The organism is Dactylosporangium sp. NPDC000555 (assembly GCF_040300025.1).
Classification (GTDB): domain Bacteria; phylum Actinomycetota; class Actinomycetes; order Mycobacteriales; family Micromonosporaceae; genus Dactylosporangium.
This window is the reverse complement of record NZ_JBEPDB010000076.1, coordinates 1-24,249: the sequence shown is the minus strand read 5'-3', so window position 1 is coordinate 24,249 and position 24,249 is coordinate 1. Positions and strand designations below refer to the sequence as shown.

The window sequence follows — 24,249 nt, the reverse complement described above, 5'->3', positions numbered from 1 at the left end:
GCCGCTTACTTCAGCGCCGAGACGCCGAGCAACTGCTTGCCCAGCTGGAGGATCTGGATCTGGCTGGTGCCCTCGGGAATCGTGGCCTCGCGGGCGTCGCGGAACAGCCGCTCGACCGGAGACTCCTCCATCAGGCCCGCGCCGCCGTGCACCTGCAGGGCGAGGGTGGCCGCCTTGCCGGCCGACTCGCCGCAGTAGTACTTCGCCATCGAGCATTCGTAGCGGCCCGAACCGCCGGCGTCGAGCGCACGGGCCGCGTCGTAGCCGAGCAGCCGCGAGGTCTGGGTCAGCGTGGCGATCTCGACGACCATCTGCTGCACCAGCTGGAAGCCCGCGATCGGTCGGCCGAACTGCTCGCGCCGGGTGGCGAACGCGACGGACTCGTCCAGGCACGCCTGGCACAGCCCGACCGCGCCCATGGCCATGTTGAGCCGGCCCAGGTTGACCGCGGCCATGACGCTCGCCAGGCCCCGGCCGGCCTCGCCGAGCACGTTGGCGACCGGCACCCGCACCTGGTCGAACACGAGCTCGCAGCTGGTTGTCGAGCGCACCGGCATGTGCGGGATGTCGTGCGCCTCGTACGGCGACTCGCCCTTGTCCACCAGCAGCGCGCTCACCCCGCCCGGCTCCTCGCCCACGACCTTGACCAGCAGGATGCCGAAGTCGCAGGCGAGCGCGTTGGTGATGTACATCTTTCGCCCGGTCACCACGTAGTGATCGCCGTCGCGCCGGGCGGTGGTGCGGATCGCCGCGTCGGAGCCGGCGTCGGGCTCGGTGACCCCGAACCAGCCGAAGCGCGCCCCGGCCAGGTGCGGCTCGAGGAACCGGGCCCGTTGCTCGGCGGTGCCGGACGTGGACAGCAGGCGGGCCACCATGCTCTGGACGTTGAGGGTGGTGCGCAGCGAGCCCCAGCAGCGCCCGGCCTCCTCCATGAGCAGCGCCTGGACCATGTGGCTGGTGACGTCCGGGCCGCCGGGCACCACGCCGCGGACGTACCCGAACCGGTAGAGGTCGGGCACGATGTGCCACGGGAAGGTTCGGCTCTGCTCATGCTGGGCCACCAGCGGGCGGACCTTCGCGTCGAGGTAGCCGCGCACGGTGTCGCGCAGCATCCGCTCCTCGTCGCTGAGCTGGTGCGGTGGGGACGCGACCGAGGTCACGTCTGTCTTGCTGACTTCCACTGTGAACCCACCTGTCCTGTCGTGGCCGCGGTGGCGACCGCCTGGCCCGAGATGGTGCGACCGATGCGGTCGCAGGTTTCGCGCAGCAGCACCCCGTACTCCTCGGCGATCTCGTCGGTGAGCACGCTGGTGAAGCCGACGGCGGCGGCGACCAGGCCGGTCGTGCCCTCGGCGCCGAAGATGGGCGCGGCCACGGTGCTGACGCCGAGCGCGAAGCCCTCGTGGTCGACCGCCCAGCCCTGCTCGCGCACGACGGCGAGTTGCCGCTTGAACTCGCGGACGTTGGTGACGCTGCGCGGGGTGAACTTCTGCAGTCCGCCCTTGAGGATCTCGTCGACGAGCTTGGGCGGGTCGAAGGCGAGGAACGCCCGGCCGAACGATCCACCCTGGATCGGCACGTGGACGCCGGCCTGCAGGGTGATCCGGACCCGGTGCACCCGCTCGATCTTGTCGACCAGCATGATCTGGTACGGGTTGACGCGGCGGTACAGCACGATCGTCACGTTCATCCGCTCGAGCAACTCGGCGAGGTAGCGCTTGGCGACGGCGATGTCGTTCATCTCCTCGCTCGCCGCGACGCCCAGCTCCATGAGGCCCGGGCCGAGCTCGTAACGGCGGCCCTGCTCGTTGTAGAGCACCATGTCCAACGACACGAGCGTGCGCAGCGTGTAGAAGGCGGTGCTCTTGTTGAGCCCGGTCCCCTCGACGATGTCGGTCAGCGGCAGCGGACCCTGTGCGGCGATGAGCCGCAGGATCTGGAAGGCGCGCTCGACCGCGGGGACGCGGTAGCTCTCGTCGGCCACGTTGTTCTCGGCCGGTTGCTTCGACATAGCCACGCTCGTTGTGTCCTTCGAGTGTTGCGAGGAAGGGGCTGGATCGACCGTGCTCGTTGCGAGGCTCGGTCCGCCCTGGAAGAACGGCAATGCTATCAATGCAGAGTGGCGGTCACAGGCCCAGATCTCCCTTCGCCAGTCGCCCGGCCACGAGCCGGCGGAGAATCTCCGAGGAGCCGTCGGCGATCTGCACGGTCCGCAGCGCCTGCCACGCTTCCGCGAACCACATCTCGCTGGTGATGCCCATGCCGCCGAAGGTCTGCATGGCCCGGTCGATGACCCGGGTGCCCATCTCGACGGAGTACATCTTGGCCATGGCGACCTCCTTCAGCGCCGGCCGGCCCTGGTCGACCAGCCCGGCGGCGTGCAGGCCCATGAGGTGGGCCGCGTAGATCTGCGTGGCGCACTCCGCCAGCGGGAACGCGATGCCCTGGTTGTCGATCAGCTTGACGCCGAAGGTCGTGCGCTCCTTGGCGTATTCGATCGCCTGCTCCAGCGCCCACCGCGCGAGCCCGACCGCCTTGCCGGCGTTGAACAGCCGGCCCTGCGCGATGCCGCCGAGGCCCAGCCGCACGCCCTGGCCGGGCTCGCCGACCACCTGGCTCTCGTCGGCCTCGACGCCGTCCAGGGAAAGGATGCCGTGGTTGCCGCCGATGTGCCCGTAGAGGGTGATGACGCTGTCGAGCCGGAACCCGGGCGCGTCGGTGGGCACGAGGAACGCGGTGATGCCGCCGGTGCGGGCCCGGGCGGCCTCGGGGTCGGTGACCGCGAACACGAGCGCGAAGTCGGCGTGCGGGCCGTTGGAGATCCATTGCTTGGTGCCGCTGATCCGGAAACCACCGGGCCCGGCCTCGGCGCGGGTGGCCATCGTCCACACGTCCGACCCGGCGCCGGGTTCCGACATCATGAAGCACATCGTCTTCTCGCCGGACAGCAGCTGGGGCAGCACCTTGCGGCGCATCCGCTCCGAGGCGGCGGCGAACACGAAGCTCGGGCCGGTGGCCCAGTGCGCGAGCGCCTCGTGGGCGAGCCAGTGCCGCGCGCCGCACACGTGGTGGATGAGCTCCCACGCGGCATACATGGTGACCGCGCCCTCTCCCCCGCCGCCGAGCTCCGCCGGGACCACCATGTGATAGTAGCCAGCTCGGGCGGAGGCCATCCGGATCTCGCGCTGGAGCTCCTCGACCTCTTCGGTGTAGCGGCCGTCGGGACGGTAGCGCCGCCGCGGGTCGTCCAGCAGGTCGGCGTGGCGCTCGTGCCGGCTGATCACCTCGGTGTGCAGGAACGACCGCAGACCCTCGAGGATCTCGGCGGTTTCTGGCGGGAGGTTCGACACGCGCGGTGCTCCAATTCCTCTTCTAGAACAAAGTTCGGTACTGAGAACATCGTCGTGACGGCCGCAGCCGCTGTCAACCCTTGGAGACAGCGGATGCGTCACGCCGCGGGGCGGGGAACATCCGTTGGTACGGCTCGCTGATCGCGGTCGCCGACATGGGCACGTCGACCACGAGCGGGCCGTCGCCCGCGCCGCGTACGGCCTCGCCGATCGCGTCGGGCGCCGCCGCGCGCACCCCGCGCACCCCGAACCCGGCGGCGATCGCGGCGAAGTCGGGCCGGCCGAAGCGGGCCAGGCCGCAGTCGCCGCCGCGGGCGCCGAGGCGGTGCACCTCCGCACCGTAGGCGCCGTCGTTGAGCACCACCACGGTGACCGGGATCCGCTCCCGGGCCAGGGTCTCCAGCTCCTGCACGTTCATCAGCAGGCTGCCGTCCCCGTCCACGACCACCGCCGGTGCGCCGGTGGCCAGCGCCACCCCGACCGCGGTCGGCATCGCCTGGCCGATCGTGCCGAAGTCATACGTGCAGAACAGCTGCCGAGGGTCGTCCCGGGTCAGCGTGATCGCGGGGAACCACCAGAAGTGGCCGACGCCGAGCACAACGCGGGCGTCGGGCGGCAACGCGCGGTCCAGCGCGCGCATCGCATCGAGCGGGTGCAGCGTCGAGCGCTCCAGCGCCGCCCGCTGCGCGGGCAGGTCCGCGTCGTCATACGCCGCGGCGCCGGCGATGCGGGCGGCCACCGCGGCGGTGCGGAAGCGCTCGCCGGCCGGCAGCGCGGCAGCGATCTCGGGCACCACCGCCCGCAGGTCGCCGCGGACCCGCAGCGCGCCGCGCGCCCGCGGGTCGAGGTCGACCTGGATCACCTCCCCGCGCGGGAAGAGCCGGCCGCTGTCGGTGGTGTGCGCGCTCAGGCTCGCGCCGACCGCCAGCACGCAGTCGGCCTCGCCCAGCAGTTCACGCGCCGTGCGCCGGGAGAAGCCACCGGCCAGCCCGATCGCGAACGGCTCGCCGCGGTAGAGGTCCTTGGCCAGCAGCGTGGTGGCCAGCAGCGCGCCCGCACGCCGAGCCAGCGCGGCGACCGTATCGGCGGCGCCGGCCTCCACCACGCCGGCCCCGGCCAGGATCACCGGCCGGCGGGAGCGGGCGAGGCGGCGCACCGCCTCCGCGACCGCCGCGCGGTCCACCGGCGGCGGCACCGGCGGCCCCTCGTCGCTCCGCGGCGGCCGGTACGGGCCGGGATCGGCGATGTCGCCCTCCTGCGCGTCGATCGGCGCGCCGACGACGACCGGCCGGCGCTCCCGCCGCGCCTGGACAAGCGCGCTGCCGAGGTCCTCGTCGACCGATCCGGCCCGCAGCAGCCGGAACGCGGCTCCGGCGGCGGCCGCCACTGGCCCCTGGTCGAGATACTGGAAGCCAGGCTGCCCCGGCCGGCCTCCCGGTCCGCGCGGGGTCGCACCGGCGACCACAACCACGGCGCTGCGGTGCCGGGCCGCGACCGTGAGCGAGGTCACCGTCTGGGTCAGCCCCGGGCCGGAGGTGACGGCGCAGACGCCGGGCCGGCCGCTCGCGCGGGCGTAGCCGTCGGCCATGGCCAGCACCGCTCCCTCGTGCCGGCCCTGCACCACCCGCACGCCCCGGTTGACCAGGGCGTCGAGCAGCATCATGTTGCCATCGCCCATCAGCGCGAACACCGCCTCGACGCCCTCGGCGACGAGGATGTCGGCCATCCGCTCCACCACTCTCACGTGCCTGACCTCCTGGCAGAATCGGTAGCTTGAGAAACTCGACCGGCCCGCTGCACGGCCTGCGGTTCGCCGAGACCGGAGCCAGCCGCACGGCGGGATACGCGGGTCGGCTGCTGGCCGGCCTCGGCGCCACGGTGCTGCGGCTGCGCACCCCGGCGGACCCGCCCCGGCCGGACTGGTACGACGCCGGCAAGCAGGTCCGCGACATCGCCGCCGCCGACGTCCCCGCGCTCATCGCCGGCGGCGGGTTCGCCGGCGTTGTCCGCGCGCCGGAGGACCCCGAGCCGCTGGCCGACTGGGCGGCGGCCGGCGCGCTGTTCCTGCGCGGCCCGCGACCGCAGGCCGGCCCGGGAAGGCTCCTCGCCCACCTGCGCGGCGCGGCGCTGGCCGCCCGCCTGCTCGGCCTGCCCGTCGACGTGGCGGGCGACCGGCTGCCCGGCGAGCGGGCAGCGCTGCGCGGTGCCGCCGATGCCCCGGCCGCGGAGCGCTGCCGCCTGTACCGGGTCGCCGACGGCCACATCGCCGTCAATCTCGCCCGGGACGAAGACCTCGACCTGATCCCGGCCTGGCTGGTGCTCGCGGCGGACAGCCCCGCCGGCGCGGACGGTCCGGTGGCCACCCGCGAGGCGGCCTCGGCGCTGCTGGACAGGCTGCTGCGCGCCGTACCGGCCGAGCGCGCCGTCGCCGCCGCCCAGGAGCTCGGCCTCGCCGTCGCGCCCGTCGCGGCGCCCCGGGAGGCGGCGAACGACGCGCAGGCCCGGGCGCGCGGCCAGGCCGGCCTGCCGGCGCCCTGGCGCATCGAGACCCTCCCCGGCCCGCCGGCGTCCCGCGCCGGGCGGCCGCCCCTGGTCGTGGACCTCACGGGCCTGTGGGCCGGGCCGCTGAGCACCGGGCTGCTCGCCGCGTGCGGCGCGCGGGTGGTCAAGGTCGAGGGCCCGGCCCGCCCGGACGGGGCGCGCGGCGGCGATCCCCGCTTCTTCGACCTGCTCAACGCCGGCAAGCGGGCGGTCGCGCTGGACCTGCGCTCCGCGGCCGGCCGGGCCGGGCTCGACCGGCTCCTGCGGCGCGCGGACGTCGTCGTGGAGAGCCTGCGCCCGCGCGTCACCGAGCAGCTCGGCATCGACCCGCACGACTGGCTCGCCACCGGGCCGGGCCGAGTCTGGGCGAGCATCACCGGCTACGGGCGCACCGGCCCCTGGCGCAACCGGGTCGCGTTCGGCGACGATGCCGCGGCGGCCGCCGGTGTCGCGGTGCTGTCCGGCGGGCCCGACCGGCCCGAGCTGGCCGGCGACGCGCTGGCCGACCCGGTCACCGGGCTGCACGCGCTGGTGGCGATCCTGGCCGCCCGCGCGGACGGGCGCAGCCACCTGGTCGACATCGCGATGCGCGAGGCCCTCGGCCACGCGCTCGGCGACCCGGACGCCGACCCGGAGTGCCGCCTGCCCGACCTCACCAGGCTGCGCCCCGCGGGCGGCGGCTGGCTGGTCGACGGCGACCCGGCCCGGCCCGCCGTCGCGCCACAGGCCCGTACCGCCACCGGCCGGGCGCCAGGCCTCGGCGCGGACACCGACGCCGTACTGGCGGAACTGGCGCAGCCATGAGCGAGTGAGGCCCGGCGCGTGGGACACGGCGCGGCCTAGTCCGAGGACGGCAGCGGCCGGGCCGCCTTGAGCGCCATCGGCTCGCCGCAGCACTCCACGGCACCCTGGCCCGGCTTCGTGCACAGCAGCTCGCCGCCGCAGGTCTGGCAGACGTACCGCTTGCCCAGCTGGTTCATCCCGTCACCGCCCCGCCGTCGTCATCGGCGCGCCGCAGCACCGGGTCACCCCGGCCGGCGGGCGCACCACCACCAGCTCGCTGCCGCAGGAGGCACACCGCAGCCGGGTCCCCACGGCGACCGTCGTGTCGCTCATCGCCCTGTCTCCTTCGCACTCGCGCCCAGCCCCTTGGGCCGGGTGCCGATCACCTGCTGCCGCTCGAGCTCGGCGAGCTCGTCGGCGTCGAGCCCGAGCCGGCCGGTTAGGATCGCGGCGTTGTCCTGCCCCAGCGTCGGCGCCGGGGACCGGTGGTGCTCCTGCGGGCCGGTCGAGTACCGCATCGGCCAGCCCGGAAACTCCACCCGGCCGGTGACCGGGTGGGTCAGCGGGGTGAAGTACCGGCGCTCGACCAGCTGTGGGTGGGTCAGATAGCTCTCCGGCGCCGGCAGCGCGGCCACCGGCACGCCGGCCGCCCGCAGTGCCCCGGCCGCCTCCGCCGACGTGCGCCGCGCGCACCACGCGGCGAGGTCGTCGCCGCCGAGCGCGTCCCGCTCGGCCTCGCCGCGCAGTGTCACCGCCACCCATCCATCGGTGGTCCGGTACACGCCCTGGTCCAGCGCCCGCGGGTCGGCATTGCCGCGGCGCATGGGTACCGCGCCGGTGAGCGAGTGCTCGATCACCTGGCCGCCGCCCGTGCAGGCGACCACCTCGATCTGCGGTACCTCGACGAGCTGACCCTCGCCGGTGCGGTCGCGATGCGCGAGCGCGGCGAGGGCGGCCACCGCGCCGTGCATACCGACCACGGGGTCGGCGTAGCCGCCCGGGGTGGCCGGCGGCAGCTCAGGGTGCCCGGTCATCCAGGCCAGGCCGCCGCCCTGCTCGAACGCGTGCCCGAAGCCGACGTTGTCCCGCCACGGCCCCTCCAGGCCGAAGCCGGGCAGCCGCACCATCACCAGCCGGGGGTTGAGCTCGTGCACGGCATCGAAGCCGAACCCGAAGGCCTCCACGACCCGGGCCGAGTAGTTCTCGACCAGCATGTCGGCGTCGGCCAGCAGCCGGCGCAGCAGCTCGCGGCCGCGCTCGGAGTTGAGGTCGAGGGTCACGTCGCGCTTGTTGAGGTTGGTGCCCTGCCAGACGTCGCTGCGCTCGTACCAGTCCTCGCCCAGCTCGCGGAACGTCTTGCCGTAGCGGAAGCCGTCCGGCCGCTGGACCGACTCGACCTTCACCACGTCGGCGCCCATCGCGCCGAGGTAGCAGGTGAGGTACGACCCGGCCCAGAACGATGCGAGGTCGACCACCTTGAGCCCGGCCAGCGGCGGCTCACCCGGCGGCGGCCCCGCGCCGGCGATCCAACGCGCCCGCACCGGGGGCTCGGCGGCGACCTCACCGGTGTGCTCGCCGAGCAGCGGGGCGGGCCGGCGCACGCCGACCGGCGTGCCGGACAGCCGCCACGGGAAGCCGGGCGTGAGCACGTCGCCGCCCCGGCTGGCGCCGGTGTGGAAGAACGGCCGCTCCTGCCACTGCGGCAGCCGCGGCATCGTCGCGCCGTTGGACACCGGGATCGAGGGGACCCGGAACGCCTGGCACAGCTCGATGACCTCGTCGGCGGTGTGCCGCTCCAGCCACTCGGCGGCCTTCGCGGCGAACTCGCCGAGCCGCGGACCGCCCTGCTTGAGCGCCGCCCATTCGTCGATGAACTCGGGCATCCCGAACAGCAGGCACATGTCCTCCCACTGCTGGGCGGTCAGCATGTTGATGCCGACCCAGCCGTCCTTGCACGCCACCACGTCCAGGGGCCGGTGCTGCGCGCTCACGCTGCCCCACCCCAGCTTGCGCAGGGTGTGTGCGTAGAGGGTGGGCGGCGGCAGCGCGCTGTGCGCGGCCTCGAGCTTCGACACGTCGGCCACGACGCCCCGGCCGGTGCGCCCGGCCGCACGCAGCGCGGTGAGCGCCGCGACCGCGCTGAACACGCCCGCGACGTACTCCTGCAGGTCGCCGCCGACCTGTACCGGCACCGAGTCGGGCCGGGTGCGGGGCGCGACCCAACCGGCCATCGCCTGCAGCGTGAACCCGGTCGCCGGCACGTCCCGGAACGGCCCGTCCTGCCCGAAGTCGGACAGGCGGACCCGGACCAGAGCCGGGTTGAGCTCGTCGAGCCGCGGGTCCGGATAGCCCGCCACGGCCAGGCCGCCCGGGCCGAGGTCCTCCACGAGCAGGTCCGCGCGGGTGAGCAGCCGGTCCAGCTCGGGGCCGTCGCGCACGTCGAGCGCGACGCTGCGCTTGTTGGCGTTGAGGTACTCGAACAGGCCCGACGACCCGCTCGCCGCGAGCGGCCCCTGCCGGCGCAGCGGATCGCCGATCCCCGGCGGCTCCACCTTCACCACATCGGCGCCGAGGGCGGCCAGAAGCCACCCCGCGTACGGCGCCGCGATGCCCGACCCGAGCTCCACCACGCGCAGCCCGGCGAGCGCGCCTCGCTCGCTCATCCCGCCGCCACCTCCCCTGCCCGGCCGGGTGCCACCAGCGCCCGGACCTCGTCGCCGACCACGCGGCGCAGCAGCTTGCCGGCCGCGGAGTACGGCAGCTCGTCGCGCAGCACGATCAGCGACGGCGTCTTGAACGAGCCGAGCTCGGCCCGGCTGTAGGCGGTCAGCTCGTGCACGTCGAGCCGGCCCGGCGCGTGCGGCACCACCATCGCCGCGACCACCTCGCCCCACTCGTCGTCGGGCACGCCGACCACCGCGACCTCGGCCACGCCGGGGTGGCGCAGCAGCGCATCCTCGATCTCGCCGGGCGAGAGGTTCTCGCCGCCACGCACGATCACGTCGTCGGCGCGGCCGTGGACGAACACGAAGCCCTCCGCGTCGACCTCGCCGACGTCGCCGGTGACCAGCCAGCCGTCCGCGACCGCGGCGCAGCGGCCGGCGTACTCCCCGGAAACCTGCTCGCCCCGGATCCAGATCTGGCCCCGCGCGCCGGCGGGCAGCGGCGCGCCGGCCTCGTCCCGCACCGAGATCTCGACGCCCGGGATCGGCCGGCCCACGGAGTGCAGCCGGCGCCGGCCCGCCTCGTCGGGGGCGACGAGCGCGGCGCGGTGGTCCTGCGGGCCGAGCACCGCCACCGTCGAGCTGGTCTCGGTCAGCCCGTACGCGTTGACGAAGTCGGTGCCCGCGGGGAACAGCTCGAGGGCCCGGGTGATGACCGGGGCCGGCATCTGGGAGCCGCCGTAGCTGAGCGAGCGCAGGCTCGCGACCCGGTCGTCGCCGGGGTGCATCGCGGCGACGATCCGCGCCAGCATCGTGGGCACCACGAACGCGTGCGTGACGCGCTCCCGCGCGACCGCGTCGAGCCAGCGCTGCGCGTCGAACGACTCCAGCAGCACCGCCCGCCGGCCCTGGAAGACGTTGCTGAACAGGCTCATCGTGCCGGCGATGTGGAACGGCGGCACGGCCACCAGCGCCGCCTCGTCCGGCTCCGCGACGCCGAACTCGGCCGAGGCGAACAGGTACGACATCAGGTGCCGATGGCGCAGCACGGCCTGCTTCGGCGCGCCCGACGTGCCGCTGGTGAACAGCCGCACCGCCTCCGCGTCGGTGTCGACCTCCGCGGGGCGATCGTCGCCGGACCCGGTACCCTCCAGCGGCGAGGTCCAGGGCTCCAGGCGTGCGAACAGGGCGTCGAGGGCCCGGCGTGGCAGCCGCGGGTTGACCGGCGCGTAGACCAGCCCGGCCCAGGCGGCCGCGAAACACGCCTGCGGCACGGCGAGGGAGTTCTCGCCCGCCAGCGCCACGTGTCGCGCGCCGGTGCCGGCGAGCCGCTCGGCCGCCGCGGCCACGCGGGCCCGCAGATCGCCGTAGCTGATCGTGCGGCCCGCGCAGGTGAAGGCGCCGGCCGACGGGAACCCGTCGGCCGCCATCTCCAGCACCGTGGCGACGTTCACCCGCGGCCCGCCGGGTCCTGGCCCAGGATCAGGCCGCTGGTCGGCACGCCGGTGCCGGCGGTGACGAGCACGTGCGCGGCGCCGGGCACCTGGTTCACGGCGGTGCCACGGATCTGCCGCACGGCCTCGGCGACGCCGTTCATACCGTGTACGTAGGCCTCGCCGAGCTGGCCGCCGTGGGTGTTGATCGGCAGCTCGCCGCCGAGCTCGATCCGCCCGTCGTGGACGAAGTCCTTGGCCTCGCCGGGCTTGCAGAAGCCGAACTCCTCCAGCTGGGGCAGCACGAAGGGGGTGAAGTGGTCGTAGATGACGGCGGTGTCGATGTCCTGCGGGCCGAGGCCGGCGGTCGCGTACAGCTGCCGCGCGACCACGCCCATCTCGGGCAGGCTGCCGATGTCGGGCCGGTAGTAGCTCACCATCGTGTGCTGGTCGTGCGCGGCGCCCTGCGCACCGGCGGCGATCGCGACCGGCTTCTGCGCGAGGTCGCGGGCCCGTTCGAGGCTGGTCACCACGATCGCCACCGCGCCGTCGCTCTCCTGGCAGCAGTCCAGCAGGTGCAGCGGCTCGGCGATCCACTTGGAGCGCTGGTGGTCCTCGATGGTGATCGGGCGGTTGTAGAAGTACGCGCTGGGGTTGGTCGCCGCGTGCTTGCGGGCCGCCACCGAGACCTGGCCGAAGTCGACGCTCGTCGCGCCGGTGTCGTGCATGTAGCGGCGGGCCTGCATGGCGACCCAGGAGGCCGGGGTGGTGAGGCCGAACGGCAGCGTCCAGTCCCAGCGGTTGACGGTCTCGGTGGTCGGCTTCGCGGGTACGCGGGCGGCCGCGCTGTTGCCGAAGCGGCGGGAGCCGGACCGCGACCTGAGCGCCCGGTAGCACACGACCACGTCGGCGACCCCGCTGTGCACCGCCATCGCCGCCTGCTGCACGACCGCGCAGGCGGCGCCGCCGCCGTAGTGCACCCGGCTGAAGAAGGTCAGGTCGTTCGCGCCGATCGCGCGGGCGACGTCGATCTCGGAGTTGGGATCCGAGGTGTACGTCACGAAACCGTCGACGTCGGCCGGGGTGAGCCCGGCATCGCGCAGCCCGGCGACGACCGCCTCGGCGGCGAGGGCGAGCTCGCTGCGCCCGGCGTTCTTGGTGAACTCGGTCGCCCCGATGCCGGCGATCGCCGCGCTGTTGTTCAGGTCGCGGTTCACGCGCCACCCCGCGGCAGGAAGAGCGAGACCGTGCCGGTGACGTGGTCGCCGAGGGAGTTGGCGCCCCGGATCCTGACGTCGACCGAGCCGTCGGCCTTGGCCGAGACCGTGCCGGTCATCGTCATCGTGTCGCCCGGGTGGTTGGAGACGCCGAGCCGGATGGCGATCTTGCGGACCAGCGCCTCCGGACCGGCCCAGTCGGTGACGTACTTCCCGACCAGGCCATTGGTGGTCAGGATGTTCATGATGATGTCCTTCGAGCCGCGCTCGCGGGCGCCGGCCTGGTCGTGGTGCACCGGCTGGTAGTCGCGGGAGGCGATCGCGGTCGAGATGATCTTCGTGACGGTCAGCGGGATGGGCAGCGGCGGCAACTCGTCGCCGACCTGGACCTCGTCGTAACGGCGGGTGGCGGCCAGGGTGGTCATGCGTGCTCCTCGGTGGTGTGCGTTTGCAGGGCCGCGAGGCGGGCCAGGTGCCAGGTCGCGGAGCCGTGGGCGAGCTCGGCCCGCTTGCCGGCCAGCAGGTAGTGGTGCAGCGGGTAGTCGGTGTCGACCCCGATGCCGCCGTGCAGGTGCTGGGCCCGGCCGAGCACCCGGTGGCCGGCGGTGCCGGCCCAGTACTTGGCGATCGCGACCTCACGCTCGGCGGGGCGGCCGACGGCGAGGCGCCAGGCGGCCTGCAGGGCGGTGGCACGCATCGCCTCGACGTCGATGTAGGCGTTCGCGGCATGCATGGTGACCGCCTGGAACGCGGCGATGGGCCGGCCGAACTGCTCGCGCTTGCCGGTGTAGTCGGCGGTCAGCTTCAACGCACCGGCCGCGATCCCGGCCGCGAGGGCGCACTCGGCCGCCGCCGCGTGCTGGCGCAGCAGCGCGAGGTCCGCGCCGGCGAGCAGGTCGTCCGCGCCGACCGCCACGTCGTCGAGCGTCACCGCGAACTCGGGCGAGCCGTCGGTGGTCGGCTGCGGCGTCAGCGTGACGCCGGGCGCCGCCGGGTCGACCAGCACCAGCACGACCCCGTCCGGCGTCGCGGCGGGCGTGACCATCCGGGTGGCGACGCCGGCGTACGGCACGCAGACCTTCCGGCCCCGCAGCCGCCCGCCATCGAGGGTGCTCGTCACGGTGTCCAGCCCCGCCGGCCCGGGCTCGGCCAGGGCGGCGGTCAGCACCGTGTCACCGGCGACCACGCCGGGCAGCAGCGCGGCCCGCTGGGCGGGTGAGCCCCACCGGGCCACCGGCAACGCACCGGTGACGAGGCACGGCAGCAGCGGCACCCGCGCGACGGCCCGGCCGGCCTCCTGGAGCACCAGCGCCAGCTCGACCATGCCCAGGCCGCTACCGCCCTGCTCGGCCGGCACCGCGATCCCGAGCAGGTTCGCCTCGGCCAGCTGCTGCCACAGCGTGCGGTCGAAGGGCTCGCCGCCGCCCGAAACCGCGCGGGCGCCCAGGATCTCGGCGGCCAGGTCGCGCACGACGGCCTGCTCCTCGGAGAGCGAGAAGTCCACCGCGCTACTCCTTCGCCGGATGGAACCGCGGGACCGTGAGGTCGTCGTCGACCTTCACGAACCCGACCGTGAGCGGCATGCCGATGGTGACCTCGCCGGCGGCCACGCCGTCGAGGTTGGCCAGCAGCCGGACGCCCTCGTCGAGGTCGGCGAGCGCGACGATGTACGGCTCGGTGACGCCCTTTGGCAGCGGATGGTGCATGACCACGTAGCTGTGCAGGGTGCCGGCGCCGGCCGCGCGCACGGTGTCCCATTCCAGGCTCTGGCAGGACGGGCACATCGGCAGCGGCGGGTGGCGCAGGGTCTGGCAGGCGGTGCACCGCTGGATCAGCACCTCCTCGCGGGCCGTGCCCTCCCAGAAGAACTCGGTGTCCTCGCTGACCGCCGGGCGCATGAACGGATAGCCGGCGGCCGGCGGAGGCTCCGCCGACTTCTCCTCGGCCGGCTTCGCGGCGCTCGCGGCGGGCGGCGTCGCCGGCGCCGCGGCCTTGGCGCGGGGGCGGAAGCAGATCACCCGAAACATGTGGGTGCCGACCTTCTCGCCGTTCTGGTCGTACAGCGTGGTCCGGGTGGTCACGAAGTGCCCGTCGCCGAGCCCGGTGCGCTTCTCGTCGGAGATGGACTCGACCACGCCCCTGGCCACGACCCGGTCGCCCGGCCGCAGGTAGCGGAAGTACTCCTGCTCGCAGTTGGTGGCCACGACGGAGGTGAAGCCGGCCTCGGCGAGCGCGGCCTTGATCTCGGCGACCTTGTCCTGCGGGCGGGGGGCGAGCCCGTTCATGATCCACGCCTGGAGCATCGCGGGCGGCGCCACGATCCCGCCGTGCACCGACCGCGCGGCGAGCTCGGCGTCGGTGTAGACCGGGTTCCGGTCGTCCATCGCGTCGCACCAGTGGGCGATCATCACGTCGTTGACCGGGAACCGGCCGTGCTGCTCCGGGCCGAGCTCGGCGCCCTCGAACCTCTCGCGCAGCGCGGCGATGAACGTCGCCGCCGGTGCGGCCTCAGTGCTCTGACTCACGGATGGGTGCCTTTCTCGGTACGGGTCACGGCGGGGATGCGGGTCAGCGGGGTGCCCGCGGCATGTGCAGGCCCGCGGTCGCGATGATCTCCCGCTGGATGTCGTTGTTGCCGCCGCCGAACGTGCCCACCACGACCTCGCGGTAGGCGGACTCGAGCCGGCCGGCGAGCGGCGCGCCCTCGGCGGCGGCGGTGAGGTGGCCCTCCGGGCCGACGAGGTCGAGCAGGGCCCGGATCGACTCGATGACGGTCTCGGTGCTGTACACCTTCGCGGCGGACGCCCCGGCCGGCGCCAGGGTGCCGGCGCCGACCGCCCAGGCCATCTGCCAGTTGAGCAGCTTCATGGCCTCCAGCCGGGCCTCCACCTCGGCCAGCACCTGGCGGGCCCACGCCTGGTCGAGCAGCACCCCGTCGCCGTAGGGCGCCCGGGCCGCCCAGGCCCGCACGTCGTCGAGCAGTTGCAGGGCCAGGCCGCCGTACGCCGCCATCGCCACCCGCTCGTGGTTGAGCTGGTTGGTGATCAGCCGCCAGCCGGCGTTCTCCTCGCCCACCCGGTTGGCCGCCGGGACCTCGACGTCGTTGTAGTACGTGGCGGTCGTCGGCCGGGCGCGGGCCATCATCGTGTGGATCGGCGTGACGCTGAAGCCGGGCGAGTCGGTCGGCACGATGAGGATCGAGATCCCCTTGTGCTTGGGCGCGTCGGAGTCGGTGCGCACGGCGAGCCAGATGAAGTCGGAGATCTCGCCGCCGGTGGTGAAAATCTTCGTGCCGTTGACGACGTACGTGTCGCCCCGGCGCACCGCGCGGGTGGACAGCGACGCCAGGTCGGTGCCGGACGAGGGCTCGGTGTAGCCGATCGAGAAGTCGATCTCACCGGCGATGATGCGGGGCAGGTAGTAGTCCTTCTGCTCCGGCGAGCCGAAGCGCATCAGCGTGGGCCCGACGGTGTTGAGCGCGATCGTCGGCACCGGCACGTGCGCGCGCTGCGCCTCGTCGAAGAAGATGAACTGTTCCAGGGCGGATCGGCCCTGGCCGCCGTACTCCCGCGGCCAGCCGATGCCCAGCCAGCCGTCCGCGCCGAGCCGCCTGGTCACCGTGCGGTAGTGCGCACGCTGCGCCGCCCGGTCGGCCGGGTCGACGTCCGCGTCCCGCATCACATCGGCGAAGTAGGCGCGCAAGTCCTGGCGCAGCCCGTACTGCTCGGTCGTGTAGTCCAGATACATAAACCACGTTCCCGTCACAGAACCTTGTTCAGAGGAACGTAACTGGCTAGCGTCAGGGTGGTCAAGGCGGTCGCCGGAGAAACCCGAATCCTTGCCAGGGAGCCACGATGCGCGAAGCGGTGCTGGTCGAAGCCGTACGGACGCCGATCGGCAAACGGGGCGGTGAGCTGTCCGGCGTACACCCGGCGACGCTGCTGGCAACGGCGTTGCGGGCGGTCGTCGACCGCGCCGGGATCCCGGCGAGCGAGGTGCAACAGGTGTTCGGCGGCTGCGTCACGCAGGCCGGCGAGCAGGCCGCCAACATCACCCGGTTCGCGTGGCTGTCCGCCGGGCTGCCGCAGGAGACGGCCGCGACGACGGTCAACTGCGCCTGCGGCTCCGGTCAGCAGGCCAACCACATCGTGGCGGCGATGATCCAGGCCGGCGTGCTGGACGTCGGGATCGGCTGCGGCGTCGAGGCGATGAGCCGGGTCCCCTTGTACACCAACCGCGTCGCCGGTCAGCTCGGGCACCGGCCGCCGGAGTGGGACATCGACATGCCCAGCCAGTTCGGCGCGGCCGAGCGCATCGCCCAGCGGCGCGGGATCTCCCGGGCGGAGCTGGATGAGTTCGGCGTCCGCTCGCAGCACAACGCCCGCCGCGCCTGGGACGAGGGCCGATTCGACCGCGAGATCGTGCCGGTGCGAGGGTTCGCCCGCGACCAGGGCCTGCGCGACACCACGCTCGAGGGCGTGTCGGCACTGGCGCCGGTCGAGGAGGGCAGCCTGCACACGCCGGCCACCATCTCGCAGATCTCCGACGGCGCCTCGGCCCTGCTGTGGATGAGCGCGGACCGGGCGCGCGCGCTCGGGCTGCGGCCACGGGCCCGCATCGTCACCCAGCTCGTCGTCGGGTCCGACCCCTACTACCACCTCGACGGCCCGGTGGAGGCGACCACGCAGGCCCTGCGCGACTGCGGCATGTCGATGTCGGACATCGACCTGTTCGAGGTCAACGAGGCGTTCGCGGCCGTGGTCCTGTCGTGGATGCGGGTACACGAGCCGGACCCGGACCGGGTCAACGTCAACGGCGGCGCGATCGCGCTCGGCCACCCGGTCGGCGCCACCGGCAGCCGGCTCATCACCACGGCCCTGCACGAGCTGGAGCGCACCGACAAGAGCACGGCACTGGTCTCCATGTGCGCCGGCGGTGCGCTCGGCACCGCCACCGTCCTCGAACGGCTCTGACGGCCACGACCGTCCGTCGTGGAATCCCCCGGGTCCACGACGGACGGTGGCGCGCTCAGCGCGCCCGGCCGGCCCAGGCACCGCCGTCCAGCGCCCGCACCGAGGCGGCCATGAAGCCGTCGGTCACCGGCTCCCGCTTCGCGAACACCGGCCCGAGCTCGGCCGCGAGGCCCTCGGGCGTCCAGGTGCCGCCCGGCGCGTCGAAGCGCCGGTCCACCTGCGGCGCCGCGAGCAGCGCCACCATCCCGGCGTAGGCGACGAACACCTGGCCGGAGAGCCGGTCCGCGGCCGGGCTCGCGAGATAGGCCACGAGCGGGGCGACCTTGTCCGCGCCGAACGGGTCGTCGGCGACGGTGTCGTCGCCGGCCGCGGTCATGCGGGTGTTGGCGCGCGGGCAGATCGCGTTGGCCCGCACCCCGTAGGCGGCGCAGCCCCGCGCGGTGGCCAGGGTCAGCGCGATGATGCCCGCCTTGGCCGAGGCGTAGTTGGCCTGCCCGGGCGCGCCGATCAGGGCCGACTCCGAGGCGGTGTTGACCACTCGGGCGTACACCGGGCCGCCGCTGCGCTTCGACCGCTCCCGCCAGTGGGCGGTGGCCCACCGCGAGGTGGCGAAGTGCCCGCGCAGATGCACCCGCAGCACGGCGTCCCACTCCTCCTCGGACATCCCGAAGAGCATGCGGTCGCGCAGGATTCCGGCATTGTTGACGAGGACGTCGAGGCGGCCGAACCGCTCGACGGCCGTCTCGACCAGCCCCTTGGCGAAGGCGAAGTCGGCCACGTCGCCCGGGCCGGCCACCGCCTCCCCGCCGGCCGCCGCGATCGCCGCCACGACGGCCTCGGCCGCGTCGGCGTCGAAGTCGTTGACCACCACGCGGGCGCCGCCGTCGGCGAGCGCCAGCGCCTCGGCCCGGCCGAGCCCGCGGCCGGCCCCGGTCACCACCGCGACCAGGCCGTCGAGCCGGGTGCTGCTGTCGTCCATCGCTTCCCCATTCTTGCCACGAACCGTCATGTCAGGAGCCGTTCCCGGCCGTGCGCGGCGAAGCGCGCCCGGATCGCCTCGACGTCGGCCGCCTCCAGCCTGCGGTAGCCGGCCGAGCGCGGCGGGCACCACCAGACCGGGTCGGCGCAGTTCCACCGCTGCATCGCGAGCGTCGCCTTCACCACCTTGTTGGTGGCGGTCTGCGGCAGCCGCTCGGCGACGCGCACGAATGCGGGCGCCCACTTCGTGCCGGTGTCCGGCTGCACGGCGAACCAGGCCGCGAAGCCCTCCGGGTCGAACGGGCGGCCCTCGTGCAGTACCAGTGCCGTCATGACCTGGTCGCCGGCGACCGGATCGGGCACCGCGTAGACGGCCGCCAGCACCACGTCGGGGTGGCGCGCCAGCACCCGCTCGATCGGCGCCACGGCCAGGTTCTCGCCGTCGACGCGCAGCCACTCCTGGCTGCGCCCGGCGAAGTAGAAGAAGCCGGCCTCGTCGCGGTAGCCCAGGTCGCCGCTGTGGTACCGGCCGTCGCGCAGCCGCAGCGCCGTCGCCTCGTCGTTGTTGTAGTAGCCCTCGAACGTACCGGGACCGTCGAAGTTGACGATCTCGCCGACCGCCTCGAGCGGGTTGCGCAAACGGCCGCCCGCGTCGAAGACGGCCCGGGGCCGCTCCGCCACGGTGTCCGGGTCGACGATCCGCACGTCCCCGCGGGCCAGGCCGAGCGAGCCGGACGGCGTCTCCGGCGTGCGGTAGAAGCGCGCCCCGCCCTCGGTGCTGCCGAACGCGTCGACCACCTCGGTGTCGAACCGGCGGGCGAACTCGGCGATGTCGTGCTCCGACGCCTCGTTGCCGTAGGCCAGCCGCAGCGGGTTGTCGGCGTCGTCCGGGCCGGGCGGCGTCGCGAGGATGTAGGACAGCGGCTTGCCGACGTAGTTGGTGTAGGTGACGCCGTAGGCGCGCACGTCGTCGACGAACTCCGATGCGGAGAAGCGGCGCTTGAGCACCATCGTGGCGCCTCCGGCCAGGGCCGGCCCCCAGCCCGCGACGATCGAGTTGGAGTGGAACATCGGCATCGCGATATAGACGGTGTCCTGCGTCGTCATCCCGGTCGTCACCGCCATCCGGGCCGCGCGCAGCCCGACCGTGCCCTGCGTGCATCGCACGGCCTTGGGCGCGCCGGTGGTGCCCGAGGTGAAGATCAGCATGAAGAGGGCGTCCGCGGGCGGCAGCCGGTCGGGGATCGGCGCGCCCTCGTGCTCGGCGAGCAGCTTCGGGTAAGCGCTGCCGTCGATCGTGACGACCGGCGGCAGGCCGGGCACGCCGTCGAGCAGCGGAAGGTACCGCTCCTCGGTCAGCACCACCTGGCAGTCGGTGTGCCAGATGTCGCGGGCCAGCTCCGCGCCCCGGCGGGTCCGGTTGAGCCCGACGACCGTCGACCCGCCCAGGGCCGCCGCGCCGAGCATGAGGCTGAACTCGGGGACGTTGTCGAGGAGAACGCCGACATGGAACGGGCCGGGGCGGCGGGAGCCGGCGAGCCAGGCCGCCCGCTGCGCGCTGGCCCGCACGTGCTCGTCCCAGGTCCAGCTCGCCCCCTCGAAGCGCAGGCCGGTGCGGTCGTCGCCGGCCCGGGCGAGCAGCAGCTCACCGACGGTCGGCTCGCTCATGACGTCACCTCCGTCCGCGGCTCGCGCGGGAGCCGCAGCACGCGCTCCGCGATGACGTTGAGCTGGATCTCCATGGTGCCTCCGCCGATGAGTCGGGCCGGGACCCCGAGGTAGTCGCGGCTGGCATCGCTCGCCGACGCCCCGTCCGGGCCGAGCAGGTCGAGCGCGGCCGTGGCGACGGCCCGGTGGTGCTCGGCCGCGGCGACCTTGAGCACGCTGGACTCCGCCCCGGAGCGCAGCCCGGACAACCGCAGCAGCACGGAGCGCAGGATGAGCGAATGCAACGCGTGCTGGTCGGCGGCGAGCAGGCCGAGCGCGACCGCGGTGGCCGGGTCGTCCCGGCCGCCGGCGCGGGCGACGAGCGCCTCCCAGCCGTCGACGACCTTGCCGGCTATGCTGACCCGCTCGTTGGCGAGCGTGGTGCGCGCCGCCACCCAGCCCTGGCCGGGCTCGCCGATCAGGCAGTCGTCGGGGACGAACACCTCGGTGAGGAAGACTTCGTTGAACCCGTACGCCCCGTTGGCCTGCCGCAGCGGGCGCACCTCGACGCCCTCGGTGTGCAGGTCGACCACGAAGCACGACAGGCCGCCGTGGCGCGGGGCGTCGGGGTCGGTGCGGGCCAGGCACACGCCCCAGTCGGCCTCGTGCGCCCGCGAGGTCCAGACCTTCTGCCCGGTCAGCCGCCAACCGCCGGGCACCCGCACGGCCTTGGTCGACAGGGCGGCGAGGTCTGACCCGGCGCCCGGCTCGCTGAACAGCTGGCACCACACGGTCTCGCCGCGCAGCGCCGGCGGCAGGAACCGCTCGCGCTGCCCCGGGGTGCCGAAGGCGAGGACGGTGGGCAGCGTGAACGCGCCGATGCGCAGGTCCGGCGCGGCGATCCCGGCCCGGGCGAACTCCTGGGCGATGACCAGCTGCTGGGCCGGGCCGGCGTCGATGCCGTACGGCGGGGGGTACTCCGGTGCGACATAGCCCTGTTCGGCGAGGTACCGCCGGCGCCGCGGCTCGGGCAGGGCGGCGGCCCGGTCGACGACCTCGGCCGCGGCGCGGCGCAGCTCGGGCTCGTCCAGCTCGACGTCGAACGTCCGGGCGGCCGCGCGACGCCGCCCCGCCAGCTCGGCCGCCCACCCTGCCGGCGTGCCGAGCAGCTGGCCGAGCGCCACGGCCCGGCGCCAGTACAGGTGGATGTCGTGCTCCCAGGTGTACCCGATGCCGCCGAGCACGGTGACACAGTCCAGCGCCACCTCGCGCGCATCGGCCGGGCCGCGCACGGCGGCGGCCGCGGCGGCCACGCCGAGCTGCGCGGGCCCGTCGGCCACGGCGCGGGCCGCGTCCCACGCGGTGGCGGCGATGAGCCCGCAGCGCACCCACAGCCGCGCCAGCCGGTGCTTCACCGCCTGGAACGAGCCGATGGGGCGGCCGAACTGCTCCCGGACCCGCGCGTACTCCAGCGCGGTGTCCACGCACCAGAGAGCGAGGCCGGCCGACTCGGCGGCGAACAGCACCGCGGCCAGGTCCCGGACCCGGGCGGTCCGCACGCCCGTGGCCGCATCGACGCGCAGGCCTTCGGCCACCGCACGGCCGAGGGACCGGGTCAGGTCGACCGGCTCGGCGGCGGCGACGGTGAGCCCGGCGTCGGCGCCGGGCCGGGCCACGAACCACACGTCGGTGCCGTCGCCGGCCCGAGCGCACAGCAGGGCGAAGGCGGCCCCCGGCAGGGCGAGAACCGGCTCGGAGCTGCCGTCGACTCGCCAGCCGTCCGCGGTCCGCGAGGCCCGCAGCCCGCCCGGGCCGAGCGCGCAGGCCGCCGGGCCGTCGGCGGGCGGGCGATGGCCGGCGTCGGCGAGTACGGCGGTGGTGAGCACGGTGGGCAGGAATGGCCCGGGCAGCAGCGCCCGTCCGGCCGCCTCGACGACGACGGCCAGCTCCACCCAGCCCTCGCCCGGCGGATCCCAGGCGGGCACGAGGTCGCTCAGCAGCCCCTGCTCGGCGAGGCGGGGCCAGACGGCTGGCAGCGTCCCGGCGGCGAAGCCGTCGAGGCCGGCCCGCACGGCCCCGGCCGGCAGGTGCCGCCCCAGCAGGCCGGTCACCGCGTCGGCCAGGTCCCGCTGCTCGGCCGTGAGCGCGATACCGCTCATGCCGAAACCTCCGCTTCGCTCCGACTGCGGCATGAGCTGAACCTGCGCCCATAGTGAGCGGCCCCTACGCTCCGCTTCGGGCCGCTCACGCCGAAACCTCCGCTTCGCTCCGACTGCGGCATGAGCTGAACCTGCGCCCATGGCGAGCGGCCCCTACGCTCCGCTCCGGGCCACTCACGCCGAAACCTCCGCTTCGCTCCGACTGCGGCATGAGCTGAACCTGCGCCCATGGTGAGCGGCCCCTACGCTTCGCTTCGGGCCGCTCACGTGGCCAGGCCCAGCACGCGGGCGGCGTTGCCGTGCAGGAACCCGGGCCACACGGAGTCCTTGAACGGCACCGCGGGCAGCTCGGTCATGATCCGCTCCAGGCTCAGCCCGGACGGGAAGTAGCCGGCGTACAGCACCTTGTCCGCGCCGCGGGTGTTGGCGTAGTCGACGATCGCCGCCGGGTAGTGCCGTGGCGCGAACGCCGACGTGGAGTAGTACAGGTTGGGCCATTTGAGCATGAGCTTCACCGCCAGATCGGTCCACGGCTCGCAGCCGTGGCGGGTGACGAGGACCAGCTCCGGGAAGTCGTACATCACCTCGTCGATGAGCTCCACGTGCTGGGCGGCCATCCGCACCCGGGGCCCGGGCACGCCCGCGCACACGAAGACGGGCAGGCCGAGCTCGACGCACTTGGCGTAGATCGGGTACATCTTCTTGTCGTTGATGGGAACCTGAGGAAGGTAGCCCGCGGGAAACAGCGAGACCGCACGCACGCCGCTGGTCTCGTACTCCCGCACCAGCTGCCGCAGCGCGTCCATGCCGTGGTGCGGGTCCAGGCGCAGCTGCGGGATGAACCGGTCGGGGAAGCGGCGCAGCGCGTCGCGGGACACGTCGTCGTTGATCCGGATGAGTCCTTTGTGGACTCCCCAGCGGTCCATCTCGGCCACGGTGACCGCGACCGGGTCGGCGGTGGGCAGATCCTTGGGCACGTCGCGGAAGAGGAACTCGGCCGGGAAGTCGAGCTCCTCCCGCGACTCGCGGTCCTTCGTCTGGCGCCTGATGTAGTCGTACTGACCCCATCCGGCCTCTCGGAAGCCGATCATCGTGTCGATGACGGGCGCACCGGCGGGGAACGGCATCGCGCGTCAGTCCTGCGGGAGCACGACCGGCGGCAGCGGGTGCCGGTACAGCGTCGCGGCGTTCTGCGAGCACATCTGGCGCAGTTCGGCGGGCGGGATGTGGCCCCAGCACTTCTCCACGACCAGCTGCGTGTCCGGCCACGTGCCGTCGCCGTGCGGGAAGTCGGTCTCCAGCATGATGTTCTCGACGCCGATGACGTGGCGCAGGTCGATCGTCGAGGGGTCGTCCAGCGTGCAGAACCAGAAGTTGCGGCGCAGCACGTCGGCCGGGCGATCGCTCCAGCCCAGGCCGTAGCCGGACCGTTCGATGAGGTTGTCGAGGCGGTCGAGCATCATCGGCACCCAGCCGATGCCGCCCTCCGACATGGCGATCTTCAGGTTGGGGTACCGCACGGGGTAGCCGGACCAGAGCCACTCGGCGCAGGCGGCGAGCGACAGCTGGCCGAACAGCGTGGCCGCGAGCGGCTGCCGGGCCGGGCCGACGTCCTTCGGTGTGGGGTATCCGCCACTGGATCCGACATGCAGGCTGATCACCGTGCCGGTCTCGGCGCACGCCTCGATGATCGGGTCCCAGTGCCCGCTGAACAGCGACGGCAGGCCCAGTCCCTGCGGGCGCTCGGGCAGCGTGACCGAGCGGAACCCGCGCTCGGCGTTGCGGCGGATCTCCGCGGCGCCCTCCTGCGCGTCGGCCATGTAGATCATGCCGAGCGGGATCATGCGCTGCGGGTAGGGCGAGTACCAGTCCTCGAAGAGCCAGTCGTTCCAGGCCTTGACGGCGGCCTTGCCGAGCTCGGCGTCCTTGCAGTGGGTGAACACCCGGCCGCAGAAGCCGGTGACGCCGGACGGGAAGTTCATCGCGGCCCAGACGCCGTTGATGTCCATGTCCTTGACCCGCTCGTGGATGTTCCAGCAGCCGGGGCGCATCTCGTCGTAGCGGGCCGGCTCGAATTCCACCGTCTCCTTGCGGCGGCCCGCCTGCGCGTGCGCGCCGACCTGCACCAGGCGCTCGCCGTTGAAGATCCAGCCCTCGTTGCCGTCGTCGTCGACCACGACGCGGGGTGCCTGCTCGGCGAACTTGGCCGGGAACCGCCCCTCGAACGCGTTCGGCGGCTCGACCAGGTGGTCGTCGACCGAGATGACCGTGTACTTGACCTCACGTGGTTCGGGCTCCGGCAAGAACAGCTCCGGGCGTAGCTGCGTCACGGTGGTCTCACCTCTGTTCACTGTCGAGTGGAAAATGACACGCCACGAAGTGGCCGTCGCCGGCCGGGCGCACCGTCGGCTCCTGCAGCGCGCACAGCTCCTGCGCCCGCGGGCAGCGGGTGCGGAAGCGGCAGCCGGACGGCGGGTCGAGCGGCGAGGGCAGCTCGCCGCGGAT

Annotated in this window: 21 protein-coding genes; 2 read left to right on the top strand and 19 right to left on the bottom strand. The window is 73.9% G+C overall.

Annotated features, from left to right (window positions below):
- Positions 1-5 precede the first annotated feature (5 nt).
- The 4 genes from ABT297_RS33205 to ABT297_RS33190 form a co-directional block, all read right to left on the bottom strand.
- Entirely contained in the window at positions 6-1,181 is a 1,176-nt protein-coding gene (locus tag ABT297_RS33205; protein ID WP_350556396.1) for an acyl-CoA dehydrogenase family protein, read from the bottom strand.
- Positions 1,157-2,011 (bottom strand): IclR family transcriptional regulator, encoded by an 855-nt coding sequence (locus tag ABT297_RS33200; protein WP_350556394.1) that lies wholly within the window; start codon positions 2,009-2,011, stop codon positions 1,157-1,159. The genes ABT297_RS33205 and ABT297_RS33200 overlap by 25 nt, the downstream gene beginning before the upstream one ends.
- A gap of 115 nt (positions 2,012-2,126) precedes the next feature.
- A complete protein-coding gene (locus tag ABT297_RS33195) occupies positions 2,127-3,350 on the bottom strand; it encodes an acyl-CoA dehydrogenase family protein (protein ID WP_350556392.1) in 1,224 nt (407 codons plus the stop codon).
- 73 nt (positions 3,351-3,423) lie between these two features.
- A complete protein-coding gene (locus tag ABT297_RS33190) occupies positions 3,424-5,094 on the bottom strand; it encodes a thiamine pyrophosphate-binding protein (protein ID WP_350556390.1) in 1,671 nt (556 codons plus the stop codon).
- A 29-nt stretch (positions 5,095-5,123) separates the two neighbouring features.
- Here ABT297_RS33190 and ABT297_RS33185 point away from each other — a divergent pair, with 29 nt between their 5' ends.
- Positions 5,124-6,695, top strand: coding sequence for a CoA transferase (locus tag ABT297_RS33185; protein ID WP_350556388.1), 1,572 nt, complete (start codon positions 5,124-5,126; stop codon positions 6,693-6,695).
- Positions 6,696-6,730: 35 nt separating this feature from the next.
- On the opposite strand, the gene ABT297_RS33180 is transcribed toward ABT297_RS33185, so the two are convergent.
- From ABT297_RS33180 to ABT297_RS33140, 9 genes are read right to left on the bottom strand one after another with little or no spacing between them, the layout of a single operon-like run.
- Positions 6,731-6,871 (bottom strand): hypothetical protein, encoded by a 141-nt coding sequence (locus ABT297_RS33180; protein WP_350556386.1) that lies wholly within the window; start codon positions 6,869-6,871, stop codon positions 6,731-6,733.
- Between the two features lie 4 nt (positions 6,872-6,875).
- The gene (locus tag ABT297_RS33175) at positions 6,876-7,007 is read right to left on the bottom strand and encodes a hypothetical protein (RefSeq protein WP_350556384.1); all 132 of its coding nucleotides are present in this window, start codon (positions 7,005-7,007) and stop codon (positions 6,876-6,878) included.
- Positions 7,004-9,337: a CaiB/BaiF CoA transferase family protein gene (locus ABT297_RS33170; protein ID WP_350556382.1), complete on the bottom strand. Its 2,334-nt coding sequence runs from the start codon at positions 9,335-9,337 to the stop codon at positions 7,004-7,006. The genes ABT297_RS33175 and ABT297_RS33170 overlap by 4 nt, the downstream gene beginning before the upstream one ends.
- The gene (locus ABT297_RS33165; RefSeq protein WP_350556380.1) at positions 9,334-10,791 is read right to left on the bottom strand and encodes a class I adenylate-forming enzyme family protein; all 1,458 of its coding nucleotides are present in this window, start codon (positions 10,789-10,791) and stop codon (positions 9,334-9,336) included. The genes ABT297_RS33170 and ABT297_RS33165 overlap by 4 nt, the downstream gene beginning before the upstream one ends.
- Positions 10,788-11,987, bottom strand: coding sequence for a lipid-transfer protein (locus tag ABT297_RS33160; RefSeq protein ID WP_350556378.1), 1,200 nt, complete (start codon positions 11,985-11,987; stop codon positions 10,788-10,790). Before ABT297_RS33160 ends, ABT297_RS33165 begins: the two co-directional genes overlap by 4 nt.
- The gene (locus ABT297_RS33155; RefSeq protein WP_350556376.1) at positions 11,984-12,412 is read right to left on the bottom strand and encodes a MaoC family dehydratase; all 429 of its coding nucleotides are present in this window, start codon (positions 12,410-12,412) and stop codon (positions 11,984-11,986) included. The genes ABT297_RS33160 and ABT297_RS33155 overlap by 4 nt, the downstream gene beginning before the upstream one ends.
- On the bottom strand, positions 12,409-13,491 hold the full coding sequence (locus tag ABT297_RS33150) for an acyl-CoA dehydrogenase family protein (protein WP_350556374.1): 1,083 nt from the start codon (positions 13,489-13,491) through the stop codon (positions 12,409-12,411). Before ABT297_RS33150 ends, ABT297_RS33155 begins: the two co-directional genes overlap by 4 nt.
- Before the next feature lie 4 nt (positions 13,492-13,495).
- Entirely contained in the window at positions 13,496-14,512 is a 1,017-nt protein-coding gene (locus ABT297_RS33145) for an OB-fold domain-containing protein (protein WP_350556372.1), read from the bottom strand.
- Positions 14,513-14,555: 43 nt separating this feature from the next.
- Positions 14,556-15,734 carry an acyl-CoA dehydrogenase family protein gene (locus tag ABT297_RS33140; protein WP_350556370.1) on the bottom strand — a complete coding sequence of 393 codons (1,179 nt, stop codon included), beginning with the start codon at positions 15,732-15,734 and terminating at the stop codon, positions 14,556-14,558.
- Between the two features lie 107 nt (positions 15,735-15,841).
- Between ABT297_RS33140 and ABT297_RS33135 the strand changes: the two genes are divergently transcribed.
- On the top strand, positions 15,842-16,960 hold the full coding sequence (locus tag ABT297_RS33135) for a steroid 3-ketoacyl-CoA thiolase (protein WP_350556368.1): 1,119 nt from the start codon (positions 15,842-15,844) through the stop codon (positions 16,958-16,960).
- A 55-nt stretch (positions 16,961-17,015) separates the two neighbouring features.
- On the opposite strand, the gene ABT297_RS33130 is transcribed toward ABT297_RS33135, so the two are convergent.
- The 6 genes from ABT297_RS33130 to ABT297_RS33105 all read right to left on the bottom strand — a co-directional run.
- Positions 17,016-17,939: an SDR family NAD(P)-dependent oxidoreductase gene (locus tag ABT297_RS33130; protein WP_350556366.1), complete on the bottom strand. Its 924-nt coding sequence runs from the start codon at positions 17,937-17,939 to the stop codon at positions 17,016-17,018.
- A gap of 26 nt (positions 17,940-17,965) precedes the next feature.
- Positions 17,966-19,606: a long-chain-fatty-acid--CoA ligase gene (locus ABT297_RS33125; protein WP_350556364.1), complete on the bottom strand. Its 1,641-nt coding sequence runs from the start codon at positions 19,604-19,606 to the stop codon at positions 17,966-17,968.
- Positions 19,603-21,744 (bottom strand): acyl-CoA dehydrogenase family protein, encoded by a 2,142-nt coding sequence (locus ABT297_RS33120; protein WP_350556362.1) that lies wholly within the window; start codon positions 21,742-21,744, stop codon positions 19,603-19,605. Before ABT297_RS33120 ends, ABT297_RS33125 begins: the two co-directional genes overlap by 4 nt.
- Positions 21,745-22,007: 263 nt before the next feature.
- On the bottom strand, positions 22,008-22,871 hold the full coding sequence (locus ABT297_RS33115; protein ID WP_350556360.1) for an amidohydrolase family protein: 864 nt from the start codon (positions 22,869-22,871) through the stop codon (positions 22,008-22,010).
- Between the two features lie 6 nt (positions 22,872-22,877).
- Positions 22,878-24,074, bottom strand: a complete 1,197-nt coding sequence (locus ABT297_RS33110; protein ID WP_350556358.1) for an amidohydrolase family protein — start codon at positions 24,072-24,074, stop codon at positions 22,878-22,880.
- Between the two features lie 7 nt (positions 24,075-24,081).
- The coding region (locus ABT297_RS33105; RefSeq protein ID WP_350556441.1) for an oligopeptide/dipeptide ABC transporter ATP-binding protein at positions 24,082-24,249 on the bottom strand (168 nt) is incomplete at its 5' end.

What these genes read in the sequence shown, in the direction of transcription:
- ABT297_RS33200 (WP_350556394.1), bottom strand. Translation starts at nt 2,011, where the DNA reads ATGTCGAAGCAACCGGCCGAGAACAACGTGGCCGACGAGAGCTACCGC.
- ABT297_RS33180 (WP_350556386.1), bottom strand. Translation starts at nt 6,871, where the DNA reads ATGAACCAGCTGGGCAAGCGGTACGTCTGCCAGACCTGCGGCGGCGAG.
- ABT297_RS33175 (WP_350556384.1), bottom strand. Translation starts at nt 7,007, where the DNA reads ATGAGCGACACGACGGTCGCCGTGGGGACCCGGCTGCGGTGTGCCTCC.
- ABT297_RS33170 (WP_350556382.1), bottom strand. Translation starts at nt 9,337, where the DNA reads ATGAGCGAGCGAGGCGCGCTCGCCGGGCTGCGCGTGGTGGAGCTCGGG.
- ABT297_RS33155 (WP_350556376.1), bottom strand. Translation starts at nt 12,412, where the DNA reads ATGACCACCCTGGCCGCCACCCGCCGTTACGACGAGGTCCAGGTCGGC.
- ABT297_RS33140 (WP_350556370.1), bottom strand. Translation starts at nt 15,734, where the DNA reads ATGTATCTGGACTACACGACCGAGCAGTACGGGCTGCGCCAGGACTTG.
- ABT297_RS33135 (WP_350556368.1), top strand. Translation starts at nt 15,842, where the DNA reads ATGCGCGAAGCGGTGCTGGTCGAAGCCGTACGGACGCCGATCGGCAAA.
- ABT297_RS33130 (WP_350556366.1), bottom strand. Translation starts at nt 17,939, where the DNA reads ATGGACGACAGCAGCACCCGGCTCGACGGCCTGGTCGCGGTGGTGACC.
- ABT297_RS33125 (WP_350556364.1), bottom strand. Translation starts at nt 19,606, where the DNA reads ATGAGCGAGCCGACCGTCGGTGAGCTGCTGCTCGCCCGGGCCGGCGAC.
- ABT297_RS33120 (WP_350556362.1), bottom strand. Translation starts at nt 21,744, where the DNA reads ATGAGCGGTATCGCGCTCACGGCCGAGCAGCGGGACCTGGCCGACGCG.
- ABT297_RS33115 (WP_350556360.1), bottom strand. Translation starts at nt 22,871, where the DNA reads ATGCCGTTCCCCGCCGGTGCGCCCGTCATCGACACGATGATCGGCTTC.